Source organism: Anaerorhabdus furcosa, assembly GCF_900167375.1.
Lineage (GTDB): Bacteria > Bacillota_I > Bacilli_A > Erysipelotrichales > Erysipelotrichaceae > Anaerorhabdus > Anaerorhabdus furcosa.
In genome coordinates this window covers 129,390-151,730 of the sequence record NZ_FUWY01000002.1, presented here as the reverse complement: position 1 = coordinate 151,730, position 22,341 = coordinate 129,390, and the positions used below count along the sequence as shown (strand labels likewise).

General features: G+C 31.0%; 21 protein-coding genes and 1 tRNA gene. 12 read left to right on the top strand and 10 right to left on the bottom strand.

Features of this window, described 5'->3' with window-relative positions; translation table 11 throughout:
• Positions 1 to 340 precede the first annotated feature (340 nt).
• A complete protein-coding gene (locus tag B5D14_RS03855; protein ID WP_245289554.1) occupies positions 341 to 577 on the top strand; it encodes a tyrosine-type recombinase/integrase in 237 nt (78 codons plus the stop codon).
• A gap of 255 nt (positions 578 to 832) precedes the next feature.
• On the opposite strand, the gene B5D14_RS03850 is transcribed toward B5D14_RS03855, so the two are convergent.
• From B5D14_RS03850 to B5D14_RS03830, 5 genes are all read right to left on the bottom strand, one after another.
• Positions 833 to 1,981, bottom strand: a complete 1,149-nt coding sequence (locus B5D14_RS03850) for a hypothetical protein (protein WP_078711278.1) — start codon at positions 1,979 to 1,981, stop codon at positions 833 to 835.
• Positions 1,982 to 2,074: 93 nt separating this feature from the next.
• Entirely contained in the window at positions 2,075 to 2,992 is a 918-nt protein-coding gene (locus B5D14_RS03845) for an HNH endonuclease (protein ID WP_078711277.1), read from the bottom strand.
• A gap of 5 nt (positions 2,993 to 2,997) precedes the next feature.
• The gene (locus B5D14_RS03840) at positions 2,998 to 4,896 is read right to left on the bottom strand and encodes an AAA family ATPase (RefSeq protein WP_078711276.1); all 1,899 of its coding nucleotides are present in this window, start codon (positions 4,894 to 4,896) and stop codon (positions 2,998 to 3,000) included.
• Between the two features lie 273 nt (positions 4,897 to 5,169).
• Complete coding sequence (locus B5D14_RS03835) at positions 5,170 to 6,072, bottom strand: recombinase family protein (protein ID WP_078711275.1); 903 nt, start codon at positions 6,070 to 6,072, stop codon at positions 5,170 to 5,172.
• Positions 6,073 to 6,083: 11 nt separating this feature from the next.
• Positions 6,084 to 6,575: a recombinase family protein gene (locus tag B5D14_RS03830; protein ID WP_078711274.1), complete on the bottom strand. Its 492-nt coding sequence runs from the start codon at positions 6,573 to 6,575 to the stop codon at positions 6,084 to 6,086.
• Positions 6,576 to 7,101: 526 nt separating this feature from the next.
• On the opposite strand from B5D14_RS03830, the gene B5D14_RS03825 reads away from it, so the two are divergent.
• The gene (locus B5D14_RS03825) at positions 7,102 to 9,018 is read left to right on the top strand and encodes a hypothetical protein (protein WP_078711273.1); all 1,917 of its coding nucleotides are present in this window, start codon (positions 7,102 to 7,104) and stop codon (positions 9,016 to 9,018) included.
• Positions 9,019 to 9,090: 72 nt separating this feature from the next.
• Positions 9,091 to 9,951 (top strand): hypothetical protein, encoded by an 861-nt coding sequence (locus B5D14_RS03820; protein WP_078711272.1) that lies wholly within the window; start codon positions 9,091 to 9,093, stop codon positions 9,949 to 9,951.
• A gap of 323 nt (positions 9,952 to 10,274) precedes the next feature.
• Here the strand turns inward: B5D14_RS03820 and B5D14_RS03815 are convergent, their stop codons facing one another.
• On the bottom strand, positions 10,275 to 10,517 hold the full coding sequence (locus B5D14_RS03815; RefSeq protein ID WP_159443716.1) for a helix-turn-helix domain-containing protein: 243 nt from the start codon (positions 10,515 to 10,517) through the stop codon (positions 10,275 to 10,277).
• 418 nt (positions 10,518 to 10,935) lie between these two features.
• Here B5D14_RS03815 and B5D14_RS12125 point away from each other — a divergent pair, with 418 nt between their 5' ends.
• From B5D14_RS12125 to B5D14_RS03780, 8 genes are all read left to right on the top strand, one after another.
• On the top strand, positions 10,936 to 11,112 hold the full coding sequence (locus tag B5D14_RS12125; protein ID WP_159443715.1) for a hypothetical protein: 177 nt from the start codon (positions 10,936 to 10,938) through the stop codon (positions 11,110 to 11,112).
• Between the two features lie 501 nt (positions 11,113 to 11,613).
• Entirely contained in the window at positions 11,614 to 12,324 is a 711-nt protein-coding gene (locus tag B5D14_RS03810; RefSeq protein WP_078711270.1) for a hypothetical protein, read from the top strand.
• A 334-nt stretch (positions 12,325 to 12,658) separates the two neighbouring features.
• Positions 12,659 to 13,606, top strand: a complete 948-nt coding sequence (locus B5D14_RS03805) for a hypothetical protein (protein ID WP_078711269.1) — start codon at positions 12,659 to 12,661, stop codon at positions 13,604 to 13,606.
• Positions 13,607 to 13,812: 206 nt separating this feature from the next.
• Positions 13,813 to 14,748: a DUF2971 domain-containing protein gene (locus tag B5D14_RS03800; RefSeq protein ID WP_078711268.1), complete on the top strand. Its 936-nt coding sequence runs from the start codon at positions 13,813 to 13,815 to the stop codon at positions 14,746 to 14,748.
• A 349-nt stretch (positions 14,749 to 15,097) separates the two neighbouring features.
• Positions 15,098 to 15,559 (top strand): hypothetical protein, encoded by a 462-nt coding sequence (locus B5D14_RS03795; RefSeq protein WP_078711267.1) that lies wholly within the window; start codon positions 15,098 to 15,100, stop codon positions 15,557 to 15,559.
• 513 nt (positions 15,560 to 16,072) lie between these two features.
• Complete coding sequence (locus tag B5D14_RS03790) at positions 16,073 to 16,363, top strand: DUF5411 family protein (RefSeq protein WP_078711266.1); 291 nt, start codon at positions 16,073 to 16,075, stop codon at positions 16,361 to 16,363.
• Between the two features lie 106 nt (positions 16,364 to 16,469).
• Positions 16,470 to 17,270, top strand: a complete 801-nt coding sequence (locus B5D14_RS03785) for an RcpC/CpaB family pilus assembly protein (protein WP_078711265.1) — start codon at positions 16,470 to 16,472, stop codon at positions 17,268 to 17,270.
• Complete coding sequence (locus B5D14_RS03780) at positions 17,263 to 17,613, top strand: hypothetical protein (RefSeq protein ID WP_078711264.1); 351 nt, start codon at positions 17,263 to 17,265, stop codon at positions 17,611 to 17,613. Before B5D14_RS03785 ends, B5D14_RS03780 begins: the two co-directional genes overlap by 8 nt.
• Here the strand turns inward: B5D14_RS03780 and B5D14_RS03775 are convergent.
• Positions 17,610 to 17,996 (bottom strand): hypothetical protein, encoded by a 387-nt coding sequence (locus B5D14_RS03775; protein WP_078711263.1) that lies wholly within the window; start codon positions 17,994 to 17,996, stop codon positions 17,610 to 17,612. The genes B5D14_RS03780 and B5D14_RS03775 overlap by 4 nt on opposite strands.
• Before the next feature lie 636 nt (positions 17,997 to 18,632).
• Positions 18,633 to 18,717, bottom strand: a tRNA-Leu gene (locus B5D14_RS03770).
• Positions 18,718 to 18,952: 235 nt separating this feature from the next.
• Here B5D14_RS03770 and B5D14_RS03765 point away from each other — a divergent pair.
• Positions 18,953 to 19,375, top strand: a complete 423-nt coding sequence (locus B5D14_RS03765) for a potassium channel family protein (RefSeq protein ID WP_159443714.1) — start codon at positions 18,953 to 18,955, stop codon at positions 19,373 to 19,375.
• A gap of 10 nt (positions 19,376 to 19,385) precedes the next feature.
• On the opposite strand, the gene B5D14_RS03760 is transcribed toward B5D14_RS03765, so the two are convergent.
• Both B5D14_RS03760 and B5D14_RS03755 read right to left on the bottom strand, forming a co-directional pair.
• Positions 19,386 to 20,897: an aryl-sulfate sulfotransferase gene (locus B5D14_RS03760; RefSeq protein WP_078711261.1), complete on the bottom strand. Its 1,512-nt coding sequence runs from the start codon at positions 20,895 to 20,897 to the stop codon at positions 19,386 to 19,388.
• Between the two features lie 143 nt (positions 20,898 to 21,040).
• Entirely contained in the window at positions 21,041 to 22,246 is a 1,206-nt protein-coding gene (locus tag B5D14_RS03755) for an FMN-binding protein (protein WP_159443713.1), read from the bottom strand.
• Between the last annotated feature and the right edge of the window lie 95 nt (positions 22,247 to 22,341).

The window sequence follows — 22,341 nt, the reverse complement described above, 5'->3', positions numbered from 1 at the left end:
AGATTACGTCGACTGTTAAAGGCTTTTTAAAGCATACAAACTTAATACATCATGGGTTATAAACTAGAGTTTGAGATTACAGTTAGAGTCAGAAATATACAGTGCTATTTGGTACGATAAACCGTGAGTTTATCGTACTTTATTGTGGGTTAATGATGGAAAAGGAGGTGAACTTCATTCAGCGAGTTGGACTCATTTGGATTCAACAAAGAAACAGAATGAATTAATCCTAGATTCAGTTCATAACTTCCCTTCTAATAAAGAATTAATTGAGTGGAGGTATTATCAACGATTAGCAAAATTAAATTTAGACTGAATCAACATAAAGGAAAATCAAGTTGTGCTTATTTATCACAAGACAATAGCAACTCGTCTTCTAAACTTAGGCGCAAACTTAAAGGATATACAGGAATGGTTAGGACATTCTACCCTATCCACTACCACAAGTATTTACACCCATTATAGCTATCATAACAAAGTAATCACCTCAAAGTTAATTGAGAGAGCATATGAAACAATCCCTGAACAAGCAGAGATTGAGCAGTTAGGAGGTACAATGGAGGTACAGATGCGGTAAATCGGCGGTACAGCGGAGGTACAACTCCAAAATAGTGGAAGATATCCTAGTTTTTATCAATACTGATGAATATGAAAAAAACGGCTTAATTAAGCCGTTTTATATGCAACTGAGTAGTCTGCGTATTAATGTTATCCTCTCATTTTTGATGAGGGATTTGAACTATCACGGTGGTATAAACATTAGGCGCAGCTCAAAAGTTACCTATTCTAGAAATACAGTGTTGTTGTTTTCAAATTAACATTACGCCCTTGCTTAATATAAAGGGCATTGCTCAATTTCATCCTTTGCAAATCCAATACACAGCAAACTCATATTCCTGATTAACTTGTCCAAGAGGATAATCAAATACTGCGTGTTAGGATCACTTTTGAAATCATAGTAATATGCGTATCCATGGGCAATAGTGCGCCTAATTTCCTTAATTTGCTCGCTGACTTTCTCCGAAGACATTTTATGGTTTGATAACAATTGCGGAAATTGGTTGAACATATACATCAACTCGTCTTTTAGGGTAAATTTAGAATTCTGAGCTTTTATATGATCCAGTTTATCGAACAAATACTCAAATGCCATAACCTGTTCCACAAACCGTTGTGGAGAAAACATCGAATCAACATTTCCCAAATGTCCTAACGGTACACTTTGCGTTATTTTATTTCCCGAATCTAATGCTATGTTATTCAAGATTTTGGGGACATATTTCATAACGTCAAGTTCATGGAAGAACCCATCCTGGCACGAGGATGCTTTATCCGAAATTAAAGGACAATAAAACCAGCCTGCTTTTAATCCCCTTTTATACAAGGTAATCAGTTTTAAAGGGACATCTGCATGGGACATCATAAACATTGCAAATCGATAAAAAACCACAGAAATATCATAGCACTCCTGTATGTCATTAGTTTGAAGCGAGAGCAGTAGTTCTCCCTTCCTATTAAAGTCTTCCAAAAGGCCAAGCCGATTATCATGTCCTATACGGAACTTCACTTCATATTGTCTATCACTCATAGAAAACGGTACTGTGTATACATCTTTTGGCTCTACTGCCAAATTGGAACCGGCTCTGACCATGTCCAAGTATTTATATTTGTACCTGAAAATGTCATCGAGGAAGGGTGATTGAATACCTATGGCGTCATATCCATCTTCATGCGTAAGCATGTTAATGATATAGCAACGCAAATAGCAGGTGCTCCCCATAGATTGTTCTACAAGGAAAGTTGATTTTTGTCCTTGGAAACCGTTACAAAAGCATTGCCCCTGAAGAATATAATTTGTCTTAAAATTATATTCCTTTGAAAAATCCTTCAGCAGACTGTTATCTGTAAACAGTTCCATACGATAATCATCAATTACGAATGGAATTTCACCTTCCTTGAAGAAAATGACTCCTTTTACCATTAAATTTCCTCATTTCATCTGTAGATTATGGCTTATTAAATAAACTGCACAGCTGATGCTTTATTGACTGTCTAACATCAGATCGGTTTAATTCTATTTTTGAAATTCTAACTTAATATCGTGGGTCAACTTTGACAGAATGCGTTTGTCCCAGTCTTCTTCGTTCAAAAAATTCATGTACACCAAATTTGCGGCTTCCTCTGGACTCTTAAAAAAATCAGGAAATGTTTCTGAGAGACTCTGAAGGTAACTATCATCATAGATGTAGGTAGTTTTAATAATGTCCTGAACATAATCAATATGTTTGTTATAGAGTTCCCGTAGATTTAATGTCTCAGCTGCTTTTTGCGCATTTTGTCCAGCATCACCATCAAGTCCTAAGATATCAATCTCAAAATTATTTGAGCTACCAAGCAAGGCGAATATGTCGTCTTCTATAGAAATGTCAAATTTAATTCTATCTCCATAAGAATCCGTGTGGGGGTATATAAAATTGGCGCTGTGTGTTTCAGTGTTAAATGTATTAAAATCTCTCTTTGCTTGGTTACATATAGCACAACATGGAATAAGATTATACATTGATAATGCAAGATATGGATATAGGGATTTTGGGAAAAAGTGGTCGTATTGTGGGCGTACCCCAGATTTTTTAAGCGTGAAAATATAACTTCTATTACAATATGGGCAAATCGAGACGCCTATCTTCTCTGCCCATGTTTTACCCAGCTTCCTTTTTGTAAAGTTTTCGTACAACCTATGAAAGCCGTCATTTTCACGTCTTGGCTGTATTGTGCCGATTTCTGTTATTGCATCTTCCAGCTTTGATATGTTTCCAACTAAAAGATCTGAAATTTTTTCATCATCGAGTTCCTCGCCATTGTTGAGATAGCCGATTTCTTTTTCATAATCCGGATTATTCTTTACAGAATTCAGGAATTGCTTGAAAGCAGGAAGAGTGTCTTTCAGATATTCGCTTTTACAAAAGTCGCTTATTGGCGGAATTCTAATCACTGTAATTACCGCCTTTCAAGCATTTCAAGCTGTCGTTCAATTTCTAATTTCTGCCGCTTTAAAAAGTCAATCATTTGCTGTCGTTCCGGAGCGGGTAGTTCCTCAGGCATAGGCTGACCAGCAACTTGAAGTAATTTTTTTCGAATAATGGGTTCACCAATCAGAGCAATTCGCTTTTTAGCTTCGTCTCCAGTATACCGACCTTCTCGCACATCAATTAGCAGTTGATTAACATACTGTTTTGCATACTCGCCCATAGCTAAGCCGTTTTTTATAAAGAAAGCGTCCTGATACAGCGTGTGAATGTTAGCCCCAAAGGTCTGCGCATTGTGTGGCACTTGAAATACTGGATCTGTCGCATTTTTGCGCTTTAGATAGATTGAGTTTTTGCAGGGAATATCTGACAAAACAATCGGCGAATGACTCGACAGTATTATTTGAAAGCTATGTCCTTCAAAATTTTGTTTCAACTCGTTTATTAAATCACGGAGTATCCGCCGCTGCCATTCTGGGTGAAGATACAAGTCAATTTCATCAATGAGCAGCAGTACATTTTCGTTAAATTTAAATCCGTTACCACCCATAAACCACTCAATTTTAGAAGAAAAATATATTCTTGAGGTGAAATTTAATAGTGCTCTTTCACCAGATGACATTTCCAAATCAATAACGCTTACGTACTTCAGCACAAATGATTTTCTTGTTTCAATGCTATTTTTGATAATTCTCCAAAGCTTTTGTATTCCTGTAGAAAAGAATTCCCGTCTCCCGAGGTCACCTTTCGGCAGGAAATTATCTAACCTGTCGCTTTCGGCAACAAGAGCGGATAATGCCTTTATTTCTTCAATGGCAAATAAATAGTAACTTTTTTGACCTTCGTCTGTAATATTACTAATATACTCAGTGCATTGAGAAAACGCTTCTTCCAGTGTAAGCCATTCTCCTTGCAGTTGAAATTTATATGAAAAGACTAATTCACAGATAAGATTAACAACTAAGTTTTCTTCATTTCCATTATTCAGAGAGAGTTTCCTTAACTCAATACAGGCCGCTTTATGAAATGCGTTTATATGCGCTTTCTCAGAAAACTTGGTGGTATAATTAGCCTGTTGTTCTTCATCCGGGATTGTTCTTAATATATGATCTATTGAAAAAGAAACAGTGTCAACCTTTTTCCCGCACAAGTCTTTCTTGTTCGTACAGATATAGTCTTGATACATTAAGTCTAATAATACTTGTATTTTTTTCGAACTCAACTTATTTGAAAAAATAAGTTGAAGGGCATTAAATGCCGTGTCGGCGATAAGTCCAAGAGGAGCATTAAAAATTGATTTAAAAAAATCAGAAAAAAGCGGCTTTAGCGCACCATTTGTAAGTGAAATATAATCAACAGCTTCTGAACGCATATTTAGGTTTGATGTATATTCACTGTTTGATATGTATATGTGCGAAATATTTCCAATATAGTTTTCAGCCCGAAACTCATCCCCACTATATGGATGAATCTCCTCTCCATGCAAGCTAATTTTTTCCACAGTATTATTGATTATCTTAATGTTGTGGGTGTCTCCTTCGGAATAAACAGCGATGAATTCTCCCAGCGCATTTTGATGTTCTTGCCAGGTTTCGTATCTCTGTTTTGCTTCTGAAAAAGGCATATTAGAAAGTGAAGTGAGATATTGCAGCAATGTAGTTTTCCCGGTCCCGTTTTCACCTATAATTGCGGTAACGTTAAGCAAGTTGTTTTGGCGAAAAATATTAATATCTCTCGTTTCGCTTATGCACAACACCCTTTGAGTAATATCGAAAGAAATATCAAATATGGGCGAAAAGTTAAAGCCCATTTGATGAAAACATCCGTTGGCATCCTGATTGATCCAAATATATATTAATTCTTTACACATGACTATCCTCCATCTATATAGGCTGGCTTGTCCTAAAGCAAATGTTGACGTAGTTCTTATAGTATCGCCGTTTGGTTACTTCACTTATGGCCATTGGCTTTCTGAAATATAAACTTCCTCTAATTGCTATTATTAGAACCTAACAAAAAACCGCACAAGGATACCCTTGAACGGTTAGCGTTGTAGTTCATATTATTTTTGCAGGCTTCAAAGCCTTCCGTTAACTAATTATACCAAATATCGACAGTTACTTCAATGAATATATAATTAATTTTAGTTGCTTTCACTATTAATTTGATAAAACATGTCTTCACTAACAATCGCCTGATGATGATTTCTCACAAGCACTTGCTGTAATTGACCATCATTTCTCAACTGCTTACCTTGTAGATAATCTTCCACATAAGTTTTTTGCAATAGAACTACACCAATATACTTCTCATTTTTCAATAGTTTACTCAGTGTTTCTCTGCTCCAAGTAGGTTTACCCGTTGGAGAGGGGATTTTCTTTTTGAGTAGGGTTTTAGAGATTTCACCTAAGCTTTTTTCATCAGCTCTCATCTCGAAAATCATTTTAATGACTTTCGCTTGCTTCTTATCAATTTTAAGACCATTCTTACCTTGCTTATATCCGTAGCAAGTAAAATCCATATAGCCGGATATACCCTCCTGAAACCCATGGCGAAGCCCCATTTTAATATTTAGACTGTGGCTATGGATTTCCTCCTGTGCCAAAGCGCAAGCAATTTCCAACTCCATCATCGTTTCAGGATCTGATAGTTTTAAGTTTTCCTTTTCAAATAGAACCTCAACGCCCAACAATCGAAGCTCTCGGCATACCTCCAACGCACCAATGGTATTTCTTGAAAATCGGCTAATCGATTTTGTAATAATCATATCCACTTTATGCTTGCGACATTTGGTAAGTAACTTTTTAAATTCTGCTCGCTTTTTAATATTTCTACCTGTGCCTGTTTCGGCATAAACGCCTATATTTCTCCAACCAGGGTTATCATTGATGTAGTCCGTATAATAGCTTTTCTGCACTTCTAAGCTGCCATACTGCTCATCACTTTGACTACTCACTCGGCAATATGCCGCCACATTTAAAATCTGTGACAGCTCCGTACCTATAATCGTTTTTGTTGCCGGAATAAAAGTTACCTCTTTGCTCACATCACTACCTCCTAAAAAGTTGCAGTCATGATTAATTCTTCTTTTGGTGCCTTTGCTCGTTCTGATTTTAACTGATGAGTTTTTGCAAATTCATCAAGACTGATAATAGCAGGGTGATGATTTTTCATTAGTACCTTGGCAAGTTCACCCTCGTTTTCAAACTGAATACCACAAAAGCTATGTGTCTTTTGCAGCATTACATTTCCAACATATTTTTCGTTAGAGAGAAGTTTAGAGATTGCCTCACGATTCCATTTTGATTTGCCGGTGGGCGATAGAATTTGTTTTGCCCCCAACTGCTTAGCAATTTTGCCTAAGCTATCTCCTTTATTGTAGCTTGCAAAAATAAATCTTACTATTTCAGCTTCCGTGGGATTGATAACCAGTTCACCATTTTTCGCTACTGTGTAGCCGTAGCAAATTCGGTTTGCCATTTTGCAACTTGTGTCTTGAAAGGATTTTCTTAACCCTTCGGTGATGTACTCGCTTTTTGTTTTATTCATCGTCTCATTCTCCTTGTATTATAATTTTATATTAAAAAAGCACAGCAGCTATCAAGCCACTGTGCCCATAATTTTGCCCAAAGTTAAAAAACACGACAGTCTATGTAAGACCATCGTGTCACCATTTTGTTCATTAAATTTTTAGGAATATGCTGTTTTGCGTGTTAGTTCAAATCCTGTTCTTCATTCTCAATAAACGCCAAAACCCTTGAAACCCGCATAAATAAAGGAAAAGTTGACAGATTTTCTTTTGAAAACCTGTCAACTTATCTTGGTGCGGGTGAAGGGACTCGAACCCCCACGCACGAAGGCGCTAGATCCTAAGTTGTGTCTAAGGATATGCAATGGTATTTATGAGTATTTAACCTTGAGTTATTATTCATTATTGAATTTTATAAATTAGTAAGCAAAAATTTGCTATTATTAGATAACAAATGATATGATAAACACATCAATAAGAAGAAAATATAGAACACAAATTTATTTATCTGTTGATTATAATACTTTCATAGAAGAGAATACGAGAATGGGAAGAATAAAATTTTATAGTAATCAAGATTTAAGCATTGGATATTATTTGAAAAAAATAGTTAGATATCTCGAAAAATTCGATAAATCAGAAGTAAGTCTTGATATTAATTTAATTTTAGAATTACATAATGTAAAGAAATACTTTAACGATGATTTAATCAAAAGATATGATATCGAAGTAGTTGATTTGTGGTATTATGAATCAAATAATATAAATCAAATAATTGATAACCTTCTTAAGCAAATTGACAATTCAAATTTGAAAAATTATTTAGAACAAACTGAAAAAATATATATTGAGGACTTTTTTGAATTATTCTCAAGTTACAATATTTATAGAAAAATAGATTCACAAATTATCTATGAAATTGCAATCGCAGAAGAGATATACCTATCTGAATTATTAAAAAATGATACTCTTGTGAAGTATTATGATATACCATTAAAAAACTCGCTATTAATAAGTGAATGTAGCATTAAGTTACTCTTAAATCAGTTTGCAATTGAACACACTATTGAAAGAAAAAAAACCTATTTTCCAAAATCATTGACAAAAAAAGACATTGATCAAATTATAAATGAATATTTGGAGAGAAAGGAGCACAACCTAGGCTATTTACAAGTATTATATAGAACAGATAGTAAGAAACTGAAAGTTAGTGATAGAGCTAAATCGAAGATTTTAAAAAGAATGCAAGAGTTAGAAACATTATTATTTAATGGAGAAACAACAATAAAGAATAATATTGAAATCAAATTTGAACATTTTAATGGAGATGCTGTAATAATTAGTGATAATCCAAACGAATGGAAATTTTTATATAATGCAAATTGGATAGATGAAAATTTAGATTATAATACTCTATTACAAAACTTTTATACTCTTTTCCTATTCTGCGACAGTCAAATGAGATGGAGTTTAATTAGTAAAAAAACACAAATAGGTACTTTTGAAAGTATTATAACAATTCGAACAATAAGCGACTATAAGACAAATTTAGCTTTCAAGTTATTGAACACAACCGCAGATTTTCAAATGCAATTATATACTAGCTATTTAGAAAATAAGAATATAAAGATGGAAAGAATCATAGAATGGTTTTTTGAGACGTATTTAAAAGATGAATTTCAAGTGGAAAACTTTAATATAACAATGTCGAATGAAGAATCATTATATTGCAATAAATGTAAAATCATAGCAACTGAAATAGACCGATGTATAAAAGAATTTAATCTCTTTGTGGAAGATGGCTGTATCGATTACGAATTATTGACGATTTCATCAAGTGTTCCTACATTTAAAAATGTTAAAAGTTTAGTTAAAAAGAAATACATATATCAAAATGAAGAGAAGACTAATTTTTTATTTTATTGCCTGTTCTCTAATCAGTGTATGCTAGCATATACTGAAAAATTCGAAGAAAAATATGGTAATTTTTTTGATTTAATTTTTAATGAAGAAGTTAAAATCAGTGATATCTCTAAGTATGAGTTAGATAAAATTGATTTTTTATTGAAATCTGAAGTAATTATTCTTACTAATCAAGATACAATAAAATTTAGAAATATTCAAGAAATATTAATAATGCTTGATCTTTATAAAAATGAATTTTTGGTATATTGGCATCATAGTGAAATGCAAAGAGAATTGATTGATAATTTGATAGAAAAACAGTATTTTACATTAACAAGTACTCTATTTTCTGAACAAGAGGCGGATTATTTAGATTTTTATTTGAACAATAGAAAATTTTGCAATGGATTTCAACTTAGAAACAGATATATTCATGGAAGTTATAAACCAAATGCGGATATCGATTATTCGAATTATATGAAGCTAACTAGGTTATTCATTATGATTATTATCAAAATTAACGACGACTTTTGCTTAAAAGAAAAGGAAGAATGTTGATTACTGTTCAGTTAAATGCTAATAAAGTAGCAATCAAAATATTGGATTAAAAATATAAGAAAGGGATTACATATGTATATAGATAAAACTAAAGTTTCAAAACTAATAAATGAGCTAATAGAGTACAATAATATGAAAGAAAGTAGCAAAACATTCTACATGCAAAGAATAAATATTTTTTTTGATGAATTTATGAATACTGAACAATATAAAAATACTAGGTTAGATGCAATAACATATGATATCGTTAATAGATTTTTATCCGAACGCTTCAATGGTAAAGAAAGTGAAAAGATGAATTATTATAATGCATTAAAATCATTTTTTCATTTCGCTTACGTAACTAATGAATGCATAGATGTCATGACACAAGTAGATAAACCAATTATTCAAAGAAAAGAACATAAATATTTATGCGATGAAGACATAGAAAAAGTAAAAGACTATATATTCAGTGAGGACAAAATAAATATAAGACTAATATTTGGATTACTTATATTTTCAGGATTAAGTAGGAAATACATTAATTCAATAACCAATTCAAGTTTTATATATAATAGAGGAGTTTATGATTTGAGACTCTGGGAAGATAAGGAAAATATGGAAGTAATTCTTCCATTAAAGATGGAATTACAATTGTTGATATATGAGTATTTAAGAACAAATCCCGTTGAAAAAGGTTTATCAAAACTAAGTTGTTATGGTGAAAATGAGATAAGCACGGTAGTAAGTAATAAAATAAAGGAGATAACAGGAAGAAAATATAAACTCACTGATTTAGGTAATACTTTTATAAAAATGAGTTTGAAAAAAGGAAATTATATCTGGGAAGTTGGTAAATTAACCTTACAAAGCACAGAAACAATTGAAAAACACTTAGATGAAAATGAAAGTTTATATATTCGCCAAAAAGCTATACTTAATAGTTTTTAAACACTAGCAAACAAAGTACTGCACACGAATATATTAATAAAATGTAGTTTATTTGTAATGAGATGAATTAATAACCCCTACATGCACCAAAACAATCATCGATGTATCTCGAGATTTAGCTTTTTATATGATTAAGATAAGTTTCTAAAGTGGAGTCCGTCTTGAGAAACAGAGTGACCTAAGCGAGAAGTATGTAAGACGTCTTCATAACGGAGTTGAGTCTTTTTAGGATCATAAAGAATTTTACTCTTGTGACAGGTGGTATAACGAGAACAACCCAAACAAATCCAAGGTACTTTTAATAAACGAGGGCAAGGTTCAAGTTAATAAAGCTTACAGGTTTGACTGCAACCGCGTTTAATACTTGGACAAGTACGAGCATGCGTACATAAGGTATCATTGTCATTGACCCGTTTACGATAACGATTGATTTTTAATTCGCGAGAAACAGAAGAAGGTGATTTACCTAAAATCATTCCAATCTTACACATACTATAATTCTTAGAAACAAAAGATAACAGTTGAAGACGATCATCGTAAGTTAAATGTTTATTTGTGCCAGTCATAAAATGACCTCCTTTCAAGACCATCACAAATCATCTCTTATTTCCATTATATTTCATTTATGTTTTCTTTCACTGTCCAATTTAACTTGATAATCTATAAGAAAATGTTATAAACTTTACATTTCTAGAGAAATGATTATAATTATAGTGTCGAAACAAATTTTTTAATTTGTTAACCGGAGGTTGCTTACTGGTTCTGATGATGACAGGCATTTTCTTGTCAATAATGATTTTTTACGTTGATGAGGAGAGTGATTTTATGAATCTAAATATTTATACTTTAATTAATTTATATACAAAACTAGCTTCTTTACTAGCAACCTCCTTCTCTAAGCTCAGCTTACTGATGAGTTGGTGAAACTCCAACGAAAGAGAATGTAAATAAGCTCTAAAATTCTACTTATAGTAGAATTTTTTAATGTTAAACATTAAAATGTCATATGAACAGATAGTTTTTGTTATTGATAAACTAATTATTTATTTTATGGAAAATAAATATGAAGGTAGATTAAAGAAAAAAGAAATAAACTTCATAAAAAATATTAATTCTACTATATTCCAATTTAAAACATTTAGAAGAAATAGAGAAGAATGAGATCTATTTCTGATTTTGCATACAACAGAAGATAGTTTGATAAATTTTACTCAGTTATTGAGAGTTTAAATAAAAAATTAATGGAAAAGGAAATCTGTGTTCTGATAGCAATGGCATCGCTAATGAAGTAAGAATTGAAATTCAAAAATTAGGAAAACATCACAATAAGATAATTGTTAATACAATTAAGATTATGCTGATTTTTTAGTTAGAACATGTTTTCATCAAGGAATGGATATTTGATTATAAATATTTAGTGACAAACTGTGCTCAATGATAAATAAGGAATAGTAAGTGATTTAAAACTCATGAACTCAATTAGATGGATACTTTATATGTAATTAAATTAATAAAGAATACATATAGTATTATCAAAAAATACTATAAAAATAAAATATAAGTCTATTAATTACACATAATACTGATGAGACTAGTTTTATATATTCTTTTAAATTGCTGTTTGAATTGTTATAATTAGTTCATATAATAAAGGGGATAATTATGAATTTTTTGAGAACATTACTTTCTGATATTTCAATAGCTATCACAATTGTTACATTTTTTGCTTCTTTGATGTCCAAAAAATCAAAAAAGAAATTGCTAATAATTTCAGTAGTATGTCTAGTAATATATGTGTTATTAAGCCTTGTAACGAGACTAAATGATAAAGTTGATGATGATATCAATTTTGAGTCTACCAATCCGCCTATTGTGAGCACTACCTCTATACCAACTACTAATCCAATAGAAGTGTCATCTCCTATTCCTACACCTTATATTAAGAGATTACTTAGTTTAGAACCTTTTGTTATTAGTAGTGGTAATACAGAAATCAAAACATCTTGTGAAGATAAGTTAGGAAACACGTTTGAACTTTGTGCTGTGCTGGGAAAAAGAACTGTAGATCCCATAGAACCATCAAAATATAGATATAATGCTGAGCCTCTTGAATATAATCTAAATAATAGTTATTCAAGACTTACAGGAACGATTGCTTTTTATGATGGAACAACTGAATCGTCAGGAAAGATTACAATATTTATAGATGATGAACTAATATACACATCACCAGATATAGATATGCGCACAGATCCGATAGATTTTGATATAGAATTGAATTATGGAAAATTTCTTAAAATATTGTGTCCGACTGATTCTACTGCATTCTATGAATCGAGTTATATAGTAACAAATCTTGTATTATATCAGTGATATTCGCCTGATACAAATTGATGTAATGAATTAAGACTATGAAAAAGTATATTGTAAACACAAACTAAGATTGTGAACTTATAATGTATAACAGACTTAACCGCTATGTTTATTAATAGTTCAATATAATAAAATAATAAATAGACTTTTAATAAAATTTTAGGATAATCCCTATTTATTGCTAATCAATAAGTTGTGTCTTTGAAAGCAAATATATATACGTATATATATTTGCTTAATTAATTATTCTTTTAAAATATCTTTGTAATATGATAGAATTTATAAATAGAAAATATTACATTACTAAGCTTCTCATATACTTTTCGGAGGTATTATGGCTAAAAAAAAGATCGATTTAATATGTTATGTTGAAGAAAAAATCAGACCATACACATTAAACGAAAAAGGAAAATCTTCATTAAAGAAATTTGAAACTGATTATGGAACTGATTTAATTATAGAATGTGTAGATACAAGTTTTTCTAATTATATCAGATATGATGCTAATGGAAAAATTACAAAAGATTCCGTTGAAAACTTTATAAATAAAATCGGTGGAATAGCTTATAACAAAAATTTGTCTCCAGTTGAAGCAAAAGTAAGACATGTGTTAAACATTGTTAAAACTAATTTTAATTACTACGATCAAAATATTGCTCGTTCACTCTTGAATAGATATATCAAGTCATTAAAAGAAAAGGACTACACTGAATTAGATTTAATTAGAGATTTTGATTCAGAATTAATCCCAATGATTCAAGAATGTAGAAATTGGTCTGATTGGTTCCAAAGAATGGAACAGTGGGAACAAGAAATAAATAACTGGGACAACAAGAGAAATGAAACAGAGGTAAATTATACTGATTGCATTTTACCAACTACGTTGTTTGAAAATTGTCCAACATATATTGCAAAAGTTTGTAAGCAAATAAACTGTAGTTTCGATAATAATCTTTTTGATTGTACTGCAGTAATGATGAGAAGATTATTGGAAATATTATTGATTTTGACATTCCAAAAGTTTGATATTGAAAATGAGATACTAAACCAAGATGGAACTTGTCATATTGTTCTCGATAAAATAATCAAAAATGCTCAAAATAGCAAAATAATTAATCTATCAGCAAGCAGTAAAAAAGATATGGAAAAGTATAAAACTCTTGGTAATTTTTCTGCACATAAAATATGGTACAATTGTACTGAGCCTGATATTCGAACTAACATTTTACATTTTCGAGTATTGATTGAAGAGTTAATGTACAAATCAGCAATAAAAGAGTAAGTTTTACCCGCTTCAGTTTGTTGGCAAAATATTAAACCCGAAAAGTTTTATTATTTTTATTAACATTTATTATAGGTTTAAATGGTTTTCCAATTAATGGCATGCAAAATCAGAAAATTTGTACTTATTTCATATTTTTATTTTCTTTAAAATATTGATGAATAAAAAATAATTAATTACTATCTAAGGATTAGTAGGGAGAACTTATGAAGAATATAAATACGGAAACTGTATATCACTATACATCACCAGAAGGAGTATATCAAATTCTGAAAAGTAAATCATTAAGATTTACCGATTGCCAATATTTGAATGACTCAGGTGAAATTTCATATATAGAACGCTTATTTAAGGAAGAGTATTGCAGAATTCTTAGAAATAGAAGTGAAGAAATATCGATTCCTAAATTTGTAAACCAAATATTTCAAAGTAGATTTGGAGAAGATCGGTTATTTTTTGGAGAGAACAAAAATGGTGATAATGAATTTTCAATCAAGAAATATCGTTACTATGTATTATGTGCATCTAGTGACTTTGATAGTTCAAGTATGTGGAGCTATTATATTAAAAACAATTCATACTATGGCTATAATTTAGGAATCGAGATTGCGACTTTAAAAAAATGTTTTGAAAACTCCTCCCAAAATTTAGATATTGAACTTCTTTCAGATAAGGTTGTATATGATGAGTTGGAACAAAGAAAAATAATTTTCAATAAACTTAATGAACTATTTCAAAACCTTGATAAGTCCACTGAATTACTTGATGAAAATAAGGAAGATAGAAGATTGATTAATGACTTTGTAGAAGGTATAGAGGAATTCATAAACATAAAGAAACTTTTTTTTAAAAACCCAGCATTTTCAAGCGAAAAAGAATATAGATTTGTATTGAAAATCCCTGAGAAATTCGATGGAAATAATTGTTTTAATTTAGATTATCGAGTAGGGAAAAGTGGAATTATCACACCATTTATTACATGGTTCTTTGGTTTAAATGAAAAAGAGTTGATGTTTAAGCAAATTACATTTGCACCAATGATAGAAATTGTGTTGGCTAGAGAGAGCTTCAGAAGATTTCTTGCCACATCAGTTTATGAAAATATTAAATTTGTGAACTCTTCAATGAATGTTAGATTTTAATTGTAGTTCATATTAAAATTTTGTGCTATTGTTACAACTCATTGTTCATTTTATACTATATAAAATTGTATTATTCTACTTTATTCGGTATAATTTTGCAATTATTTGATTCGAAATATAAAGTCAATAAATAGAAAAAATGGTAAAATTTGAAGTACTCCTAAATAATTAGACTAATAAGGAAGGTATAAATTGAACTAGTAGCATAAAAGTGGACAATAAAAAGTCTACTTATTCAATTGCAATAACAATTAAGATGATAAAAATTAAATAGTAACATAAAATCAATTTAACTTTTCAATTTTAAATTTTATTATATGATTCATTTGTATACTATAAGGAGATATTCATGAATACAAAAGATTGGATACTATTATTTACTCCGATTCTATGTAATGGAATTGTTGTTCTTGTATTGCAAAAAATGTTTGAGAGAAAACAACAGATTGCTAGAGAGAGGCGTATTTATGTGTCAGAATTGCAGAGAAAAATAGATTGTGCACTTTCATCCTTTATGAAGGTATTACAAACCTCAGGTAATGATATAAGTCAAGTAAATGCTGTAAATAATTTTGTCGAAGATTATTGTGCTGTATTCTATTATTATCAGCAAAATCAAAAGCTATTTGAAAAATTTTCTGTTAAAATGCAAAAATTAATAAATGAACATGAGAAAATGCAAGTTATACTTGATACACTACACAAAACAGGGCATTCTGATCAGCTAACTCACAACATGGAAGATTCATTGAGAAAAATATATGAGATTTTACAATCTATACAGCATGATTGCATTAATCATAAAGTATAAATTTTTAAATTATATTCTGATTTAGAATTATTCTTATTTAATGCTAATTACTAAATAAAGAGGTAAAGAATACGGAAAAAAATTAATGGTAAAAATTCTTCGAGTAAGCAATCAAAATTTATTGAAATCTTGAGTCTTTACAGTGAAAAGATGAATCTATCAGTAAAGTATCTCTAAAATTTGCATTTGCTTTTACAATGATTAGTATGATAAGTGAAGAATTAGCCCCAAATTGTTACAGCCAGTACCCTAAATAAAATATAAAATTAATAACAGAAAAGAAGGAATGACAAAGAGAACTACGTCGTTACTTTTTTTGCGTTGTTGTTGATCAATACGCAAACCACACAAGAAGGAGGTGAAAGTGAATGAAGGCATTTTTCGAAGAATACGGACTAGTCATTGTTGTTATTGCTTTTTCTTAGCATTTGCTAAAGGAGACTTTATGGCTCAATTAACACAAGGCATCTTAGACAGTTTCAATGGATTATTAGCGTAAACAGGAGGTAAAGAATGAGTGGTGCAATTGCATTTTATGGATTACTTATCTTTTTTGTCTTGGTGATATTCAGTGGTGCTGATTATAACAAGAAAATCATGATGGATGATGATGTCTATAATGCAACACGTACCACTCAGTTATCTGCTCTCCAAGATTCAATTAATATCGGTGATCTGATCGTTAACCATAAGTTATCCATGGATAAAGAGAAAGCCATGGAGTTATGGTTTGACAATTTTAATAAAAATAAGGATCTTAACTTAACCTATGAGATTGAAGCTGTTGGTAACCCCCAGCCATAGATGTTCGAGTAAAAGGATATAGTTCCTATTTAATGCTTGAAACAGAATGCATTGTCGACTATTTCTATCTTATCATCGTTGATGATCCCATAGAAAAGGAGTAACAATGAAATTACTAGAAACAATGAAGAAACAAAAGGTACTATCAACATTCATCTTAGTGCTGCTATTTGGTTTGTTGAGTTTTCTCAGCTTTAACCAAATCTTGAAATCTACGATAGACCTACAACCTATTCCGATTGCCAAAACATGCCTCAAGGAAGGCACAATCCTCAAACAAGACAACATTGCCATGAAAGAACTCCCAAGTGCTTCTATTACAGAGGGAGTCATTACAAACAAAGATTCCTTGATTGGGCAAGTTGTTGATTATGGGAATGCTTTAGCTGAAGGGTCTTCATTTTATGGTGATCTTCTTGCTGAAAAGAGTGATGTGAAAGATGCAGGATTATTTGAACTAGAAGAAGGACAAATTGCAACAACACTCGAAGTGAATGAAAAGACATCTTATTCGAATTCCCTAAGGGTTGGACATAAAGTTGATCTCTTCTTCAGTGGAACAGGAGTTGAGAATGAAGGAGAAAAAGAAAAAGTTATCTATGGCGAATTAGTCAAACAAGCAAAAGTACTTGCGATTTGTAGTGAACAAGATTCTGAGGAACAAGAATATCGTTCAACGAACTCACTTACTTATATCGTTGTTGCCCTATCCTATGAAGATGCTGACTTAGTTGGACGTGCCAAAGTCTTTGGGGAAGTATTTCCAGTTATTTCCTATGATGCCCTCCATAGTGTGGAAAACCCTGAGAATTATTATGATGGATTGAGAATGAAAGATGCAATCTATCAACGCACAATTGATATTAAACTCAATCCAATCATGGAAGGAGAAGTTCAAGATGAATGAACAACTTTTTCAGAGAATAAATCTAGGGATGTTGCAAAGTATTCTAGATCATGAAGATATTCGCGATGTGGTTTGTAATCCTAGTGGGAACATTGTTGTTACCTCCAATAAAATAGGAACTTTTACTTTGAAGGAAACAATCACAGAAGTTGAAGTTTCAAGGATATCGAATGATACTCATTTATCTGAAAGAACAGTGAGAAAACAACTCAAAATATTAGAACAAAAAAAGTATATCTTTCGCATTACTCGAAAACGAAAATGCAATGGATATACTAGTAATACATATTTTTTTGGAATGATTAAATGGTTTCAATCAGAATCAAGTATCTATTCAAGTTAACCTTTATTCCTTGATGTTCGAATACTCAAAATCATAATCACTAAAGTAACCAACACTACTATTATACTCACTGGAAGTAGATAAGAAAAATAAACTGAACTTTTCCAATACCCAATTCTATACAAATATAACCAATTCAATGTTGCAATTATTTCTAATACAAATAGTAATGAAGAAGCTGTTAAATATACTAATCCAAAATTTCTATTATTTTTTATAAAAAATCCTACTACAAAAAGAATAATTACCAGTATATACAGTGGGTTTGAACTAACATAATTCCCATAGATATTTGGTTCGTTAATTGAACTTAATGCACCCCAATAGGGTATACTTGTAAAAACTATATTTGAGATTGCTAAAATAAATATAATTATTTTCATAATGGTTTCCTTAATGTAATAATAACTGACAAGGTCTATGAAGTCAAACCTATAAAAATGTAGACTAAATAATTGATGTAAAAGTCAATTCGAAGAGAAGATAGTTTGAATTGAGTTCAAAGCGCTAAAAAATAAAAAGTATATCCTGCGCATTTCTCATAAACAAGAGTGAAGTGGATATACGAGTAAAATTTATTTATTAATGTAACTGACCACGTGAGACATGTAACTGAAATTCCAATTATTTACTAATTCTTAAAGTATGTTATTTATGGTAACAAAAATGATATTTATTTAGGGAGCAATGTCTTCAATCAACTTACAACATGCATGTTATGCGTTAGATGGTCAGTTACATTTATTAACTAAATATATCTTAATGATTATTTAATTTTTTAACCAAGACAAGTCAAATGCTTTTAATTAAGATGAACTTCTTAAAAATCCAATTATTTTAACTCAAGGCGTATGAATCTCCCAATGAACAAACAGATATTGAACAATTAGGAGGTACAATGGAGGTACAGATGCGGTAAATCGGCGATACAACTCCAAAATAGTCGAAGATATTCAAGTTTTTATCAATGTCAGCAAACATTAAAAAAACGGCTTAATTAAGCCGTTTTTGTATGCATCTGGTGCGGGTGACAGGGGTCGAACCTGCATGCCTCGCGGCGTTAGATCCTAAGTCTAGTGCGTCTGCCAATTTCGCCACACCCGCAGTGCTTTATTATTATAACAATCACCTATAGAAAAATCAAGAAGTTTCTTCTATGAAAATTAATAGTTTATCTTAGATTCATTCCTATGGATTAGCCACCAAATTAATGGATAACTTACATAATATTAACTCGAAGCAGTAACTAAGAAAAAGAATACCTATTAACTATGTATACATGTCATTGACTTGTATTCTTAACTTATTCCTAGTTATAATAAATTATGAGGTGTTTAGTATGAAAAAAGTCAAATTATTGTGGCAAGTCTTACGTTACACAGGTACCGATAAAATTGTATCTGGTTTCATAATCTTTTATTTTATCGCAACATTTTTAATTTTAATAACAGAACCAACCATTACAAACTATGGTGATGCTATGTGGTTTACATTTGTGACTTTCACTACCATCGGTTATGGTGAAATCGTGGTGAATAACCTGGTTGCTAGAATTATAACTGCATTCCTAGCTCTATATGGCATTATTGTTGTTGCACTAATACCTGGAGTTTTAGTGAGCTATTTTACAGAAATTAAATCTGTTAAACAAAATGATACAGTTATGCAATTCCTGAATAAATTAGAAAGACTTCCAGAGCTTACTAAAGAAGAACTGGAAGCCATATCGAAAAATGTTAAAAAACAAAAATACAAACTCTAAGAAATAAATTTTATTTGAATTTTACTACTCGATAACTATATTGCTCTACAGGTGGGATTATTTCACTGATTATCTTATTGGTATTGATATCAAGCTCTGACATGAGTGAATGATAACTTCCTAACCCCCAACCGATTACAATCGTATCACTTTCAGTTTTCATTGCGGAACCTGTAGCCATTGAATACTTTCCTTCAACTACATACTCTTTAAAATCTTCTAAATATAAATCTGATTCATTCAAAGTAAATTCTAAGACTCTAGTTTTCTCATTTGCATTTCCATTATCAAATAATAAAATTGTTCCATCTTTTGTGTATTTAGCATAATGTTGTCTTGAAAATTTTTGAGAGTCTTCCAAACCAAACATATCACCTACTCCACCTAGTATCCAATGAATATCACCTGTATCTCTACCTATTTTTATAACTTCATCTAGATTTCTAAAAGATATAACTAGATTATTATCAACAGGATCAATATTAATGCTATTGATATGAGCATAATCAGCTGCATAGAAATATTCATTCACATTCAAATAATCATTATTTTCAACTGATTGTGCAAATAATTCTGGATGATCCGAACTATCCCATTCAAAGATAACTTCACCTTCTTTTATTTCTTGAATATAAGCAGCTTTTACTCTAGTATATGTACCTAAATCATCCATATATACATTTCTATCAACTGCTCCAGTTAAAAGATAGTGATTTTTATCAATCATAATAAAATCATGATTTTCTACATAACCTCCCTGAGGTAATTTTTCTGATGGCAATAATTCAAGGGAGTCGATAACATGATACTCACAATCCATGATGTCAATTGCACCATATTCAATTCCAGTGAATGGTAGATGGTCTTTAAAATTCTCACTTGGATTAAAATATGAATAATATACTTCTCCATTAACATTATGCTTTTGAAAATTCATTAAAGAACCATGTTCATTGAATTCAGTAAAATAGAATAGCAAATCACCAGCACTGCTCATTTTAAATATAAAAGAATTTGATTCATCATTCAGTAAATCCCCATAGAAATCGCCTTCACTTGTACTATAACCTGTAAATTGAAGTGTTGGGAAATCTTCTGGTAATGTTTTAAGTTCTACATAGCGTACTTGTTGCCCATTTTTCATCATGATTTCCAAATTATTTAGAGGTGACAATTCATCAACCATAAATGTTGTATTTTCTTCAATTTTTTCACCATTGATATAAACTTCAGTTTTATTGTTTGTTGTAAAAGAGATTCGATTATTTATTTCAGTTGATAGCAATTTTGGAGTAGCAACTTGATGTAATTTTGTTAGATCAAGTTCTAAAGGAATATCATTGATTAGTATTTCTAACTCTGAAGTCGTTATTTCATCATATAGATGTTGTCCATCAAAAGATTGCACTGTGCTTTTATCATTCATTTGCTGGTTAAATCCCCAAAATAAAACAACTGCTAAAACTGTGACAGATAAAACAAACAGTGATAGTTTCTCCCAAACAACATTCTTTTTTTCCATAATAATCTCCTATTTTGCAAAATAAATGTATTTATACATTTCCTATATTTGATTAATATATTTTATCAAACCTTTTCATATTTATGTACTAAATTATGATTTTTCATAAAAAAAGCTATGGTTTTATCCACAGCTCTAAAAACTTATTTTAATCCTACGAAATATTCTTGTGCAAATTGTACAGCTTTTTTAAGTGCATCAGAAGTAACAGTTGCTCCTGTTGAAGCATCAACAGCTGCTATATCATCTTGCCCTGCAATTAAACTAGCAATGAAATCTGATCCATCAGCAGTTAATTTACCACCAAAGTCAGGAGTTTCTTGAGCATCTCTTACTTTGATATCAATAATTTTTCCATCTTTATCAAAAGTGATATGTGTTTCAACTTCTCCACCATAACCTTGAGTTACTACTTCAACAACCGTATTATCTGTTTCAGTGCTATGAGTTACTACACCTTCGAAGATTTCTCCGTTGATGGCAATATATACAGTTCTTGCAAAATCACCTACAAAGGCAATTGTAGCCCCTGTAACAGCATCTCTATCTTTGATTGCAACACTTTGTTGGTTCTCAGTTTTGAACATTTCATAAACTTGTTCAAGAGTCATTTTATTTTCTAAAATATGATTTACAATTGCATCGATTTGTTCACCATAGCTTCTTCCACCATTATAACCAGCAAAAGAAATACGTTTTGTTCCTTCAACATATGAACCATCTGCATACAATCCATGTTTACTTATTAAATCTTTAACCAATGTATCTTCTGTTAATGTTTCAATTCCAGCTTCTGTAGCTACATATTGGAAAACGATTAATGCTTTGTCCATTGGTACTTCAACTACTTTTTCTGGTGTTGAAGCAGCATCATTCTTAAATGTTAAATCTTTGAATGTAGTTTCATCAGTTAATTTATCAGTTGATGCTGATACCATAAATTGAGCAGCAGCTCCTGCATCATATGCTTCATCATAACCATAAGCAGTTAGTGTTGTTAATTTGTAATCATCACCAACTTTTTCAACAGTTGCATCAGAAATATTCATTAGATATCCCATGATATCTTTTTTAGAGTATTCTCCTTCTGTTCCTTTATTACGAATAATATCAAAGTTTAACTTTGTAATAATACCATCTGTAGTTTCTCCTTCGAATACAAATGTATCATTCTTTGGCTTGCCACTTGATGTAGTTCCAACCATTTCATACTCAGCAGCAAATGGTACTACTTCACCTGTTGTTTTTGCATCTTCTGGTTTTTTCTCTTCTGTTGGTTTTGTTGTACATGCAGTAAGTCCTAATACTAAAACTAATGCAAGTAAACTCTTCATTAAATTCTTCGTCATCTTGTCCTCCATTTTATTTAATGTATTCTAGCAACAAAATAATAAGTGAGCTAATTTTGTCGTAGATACATAATACCAAAATTTGATATCTAAAA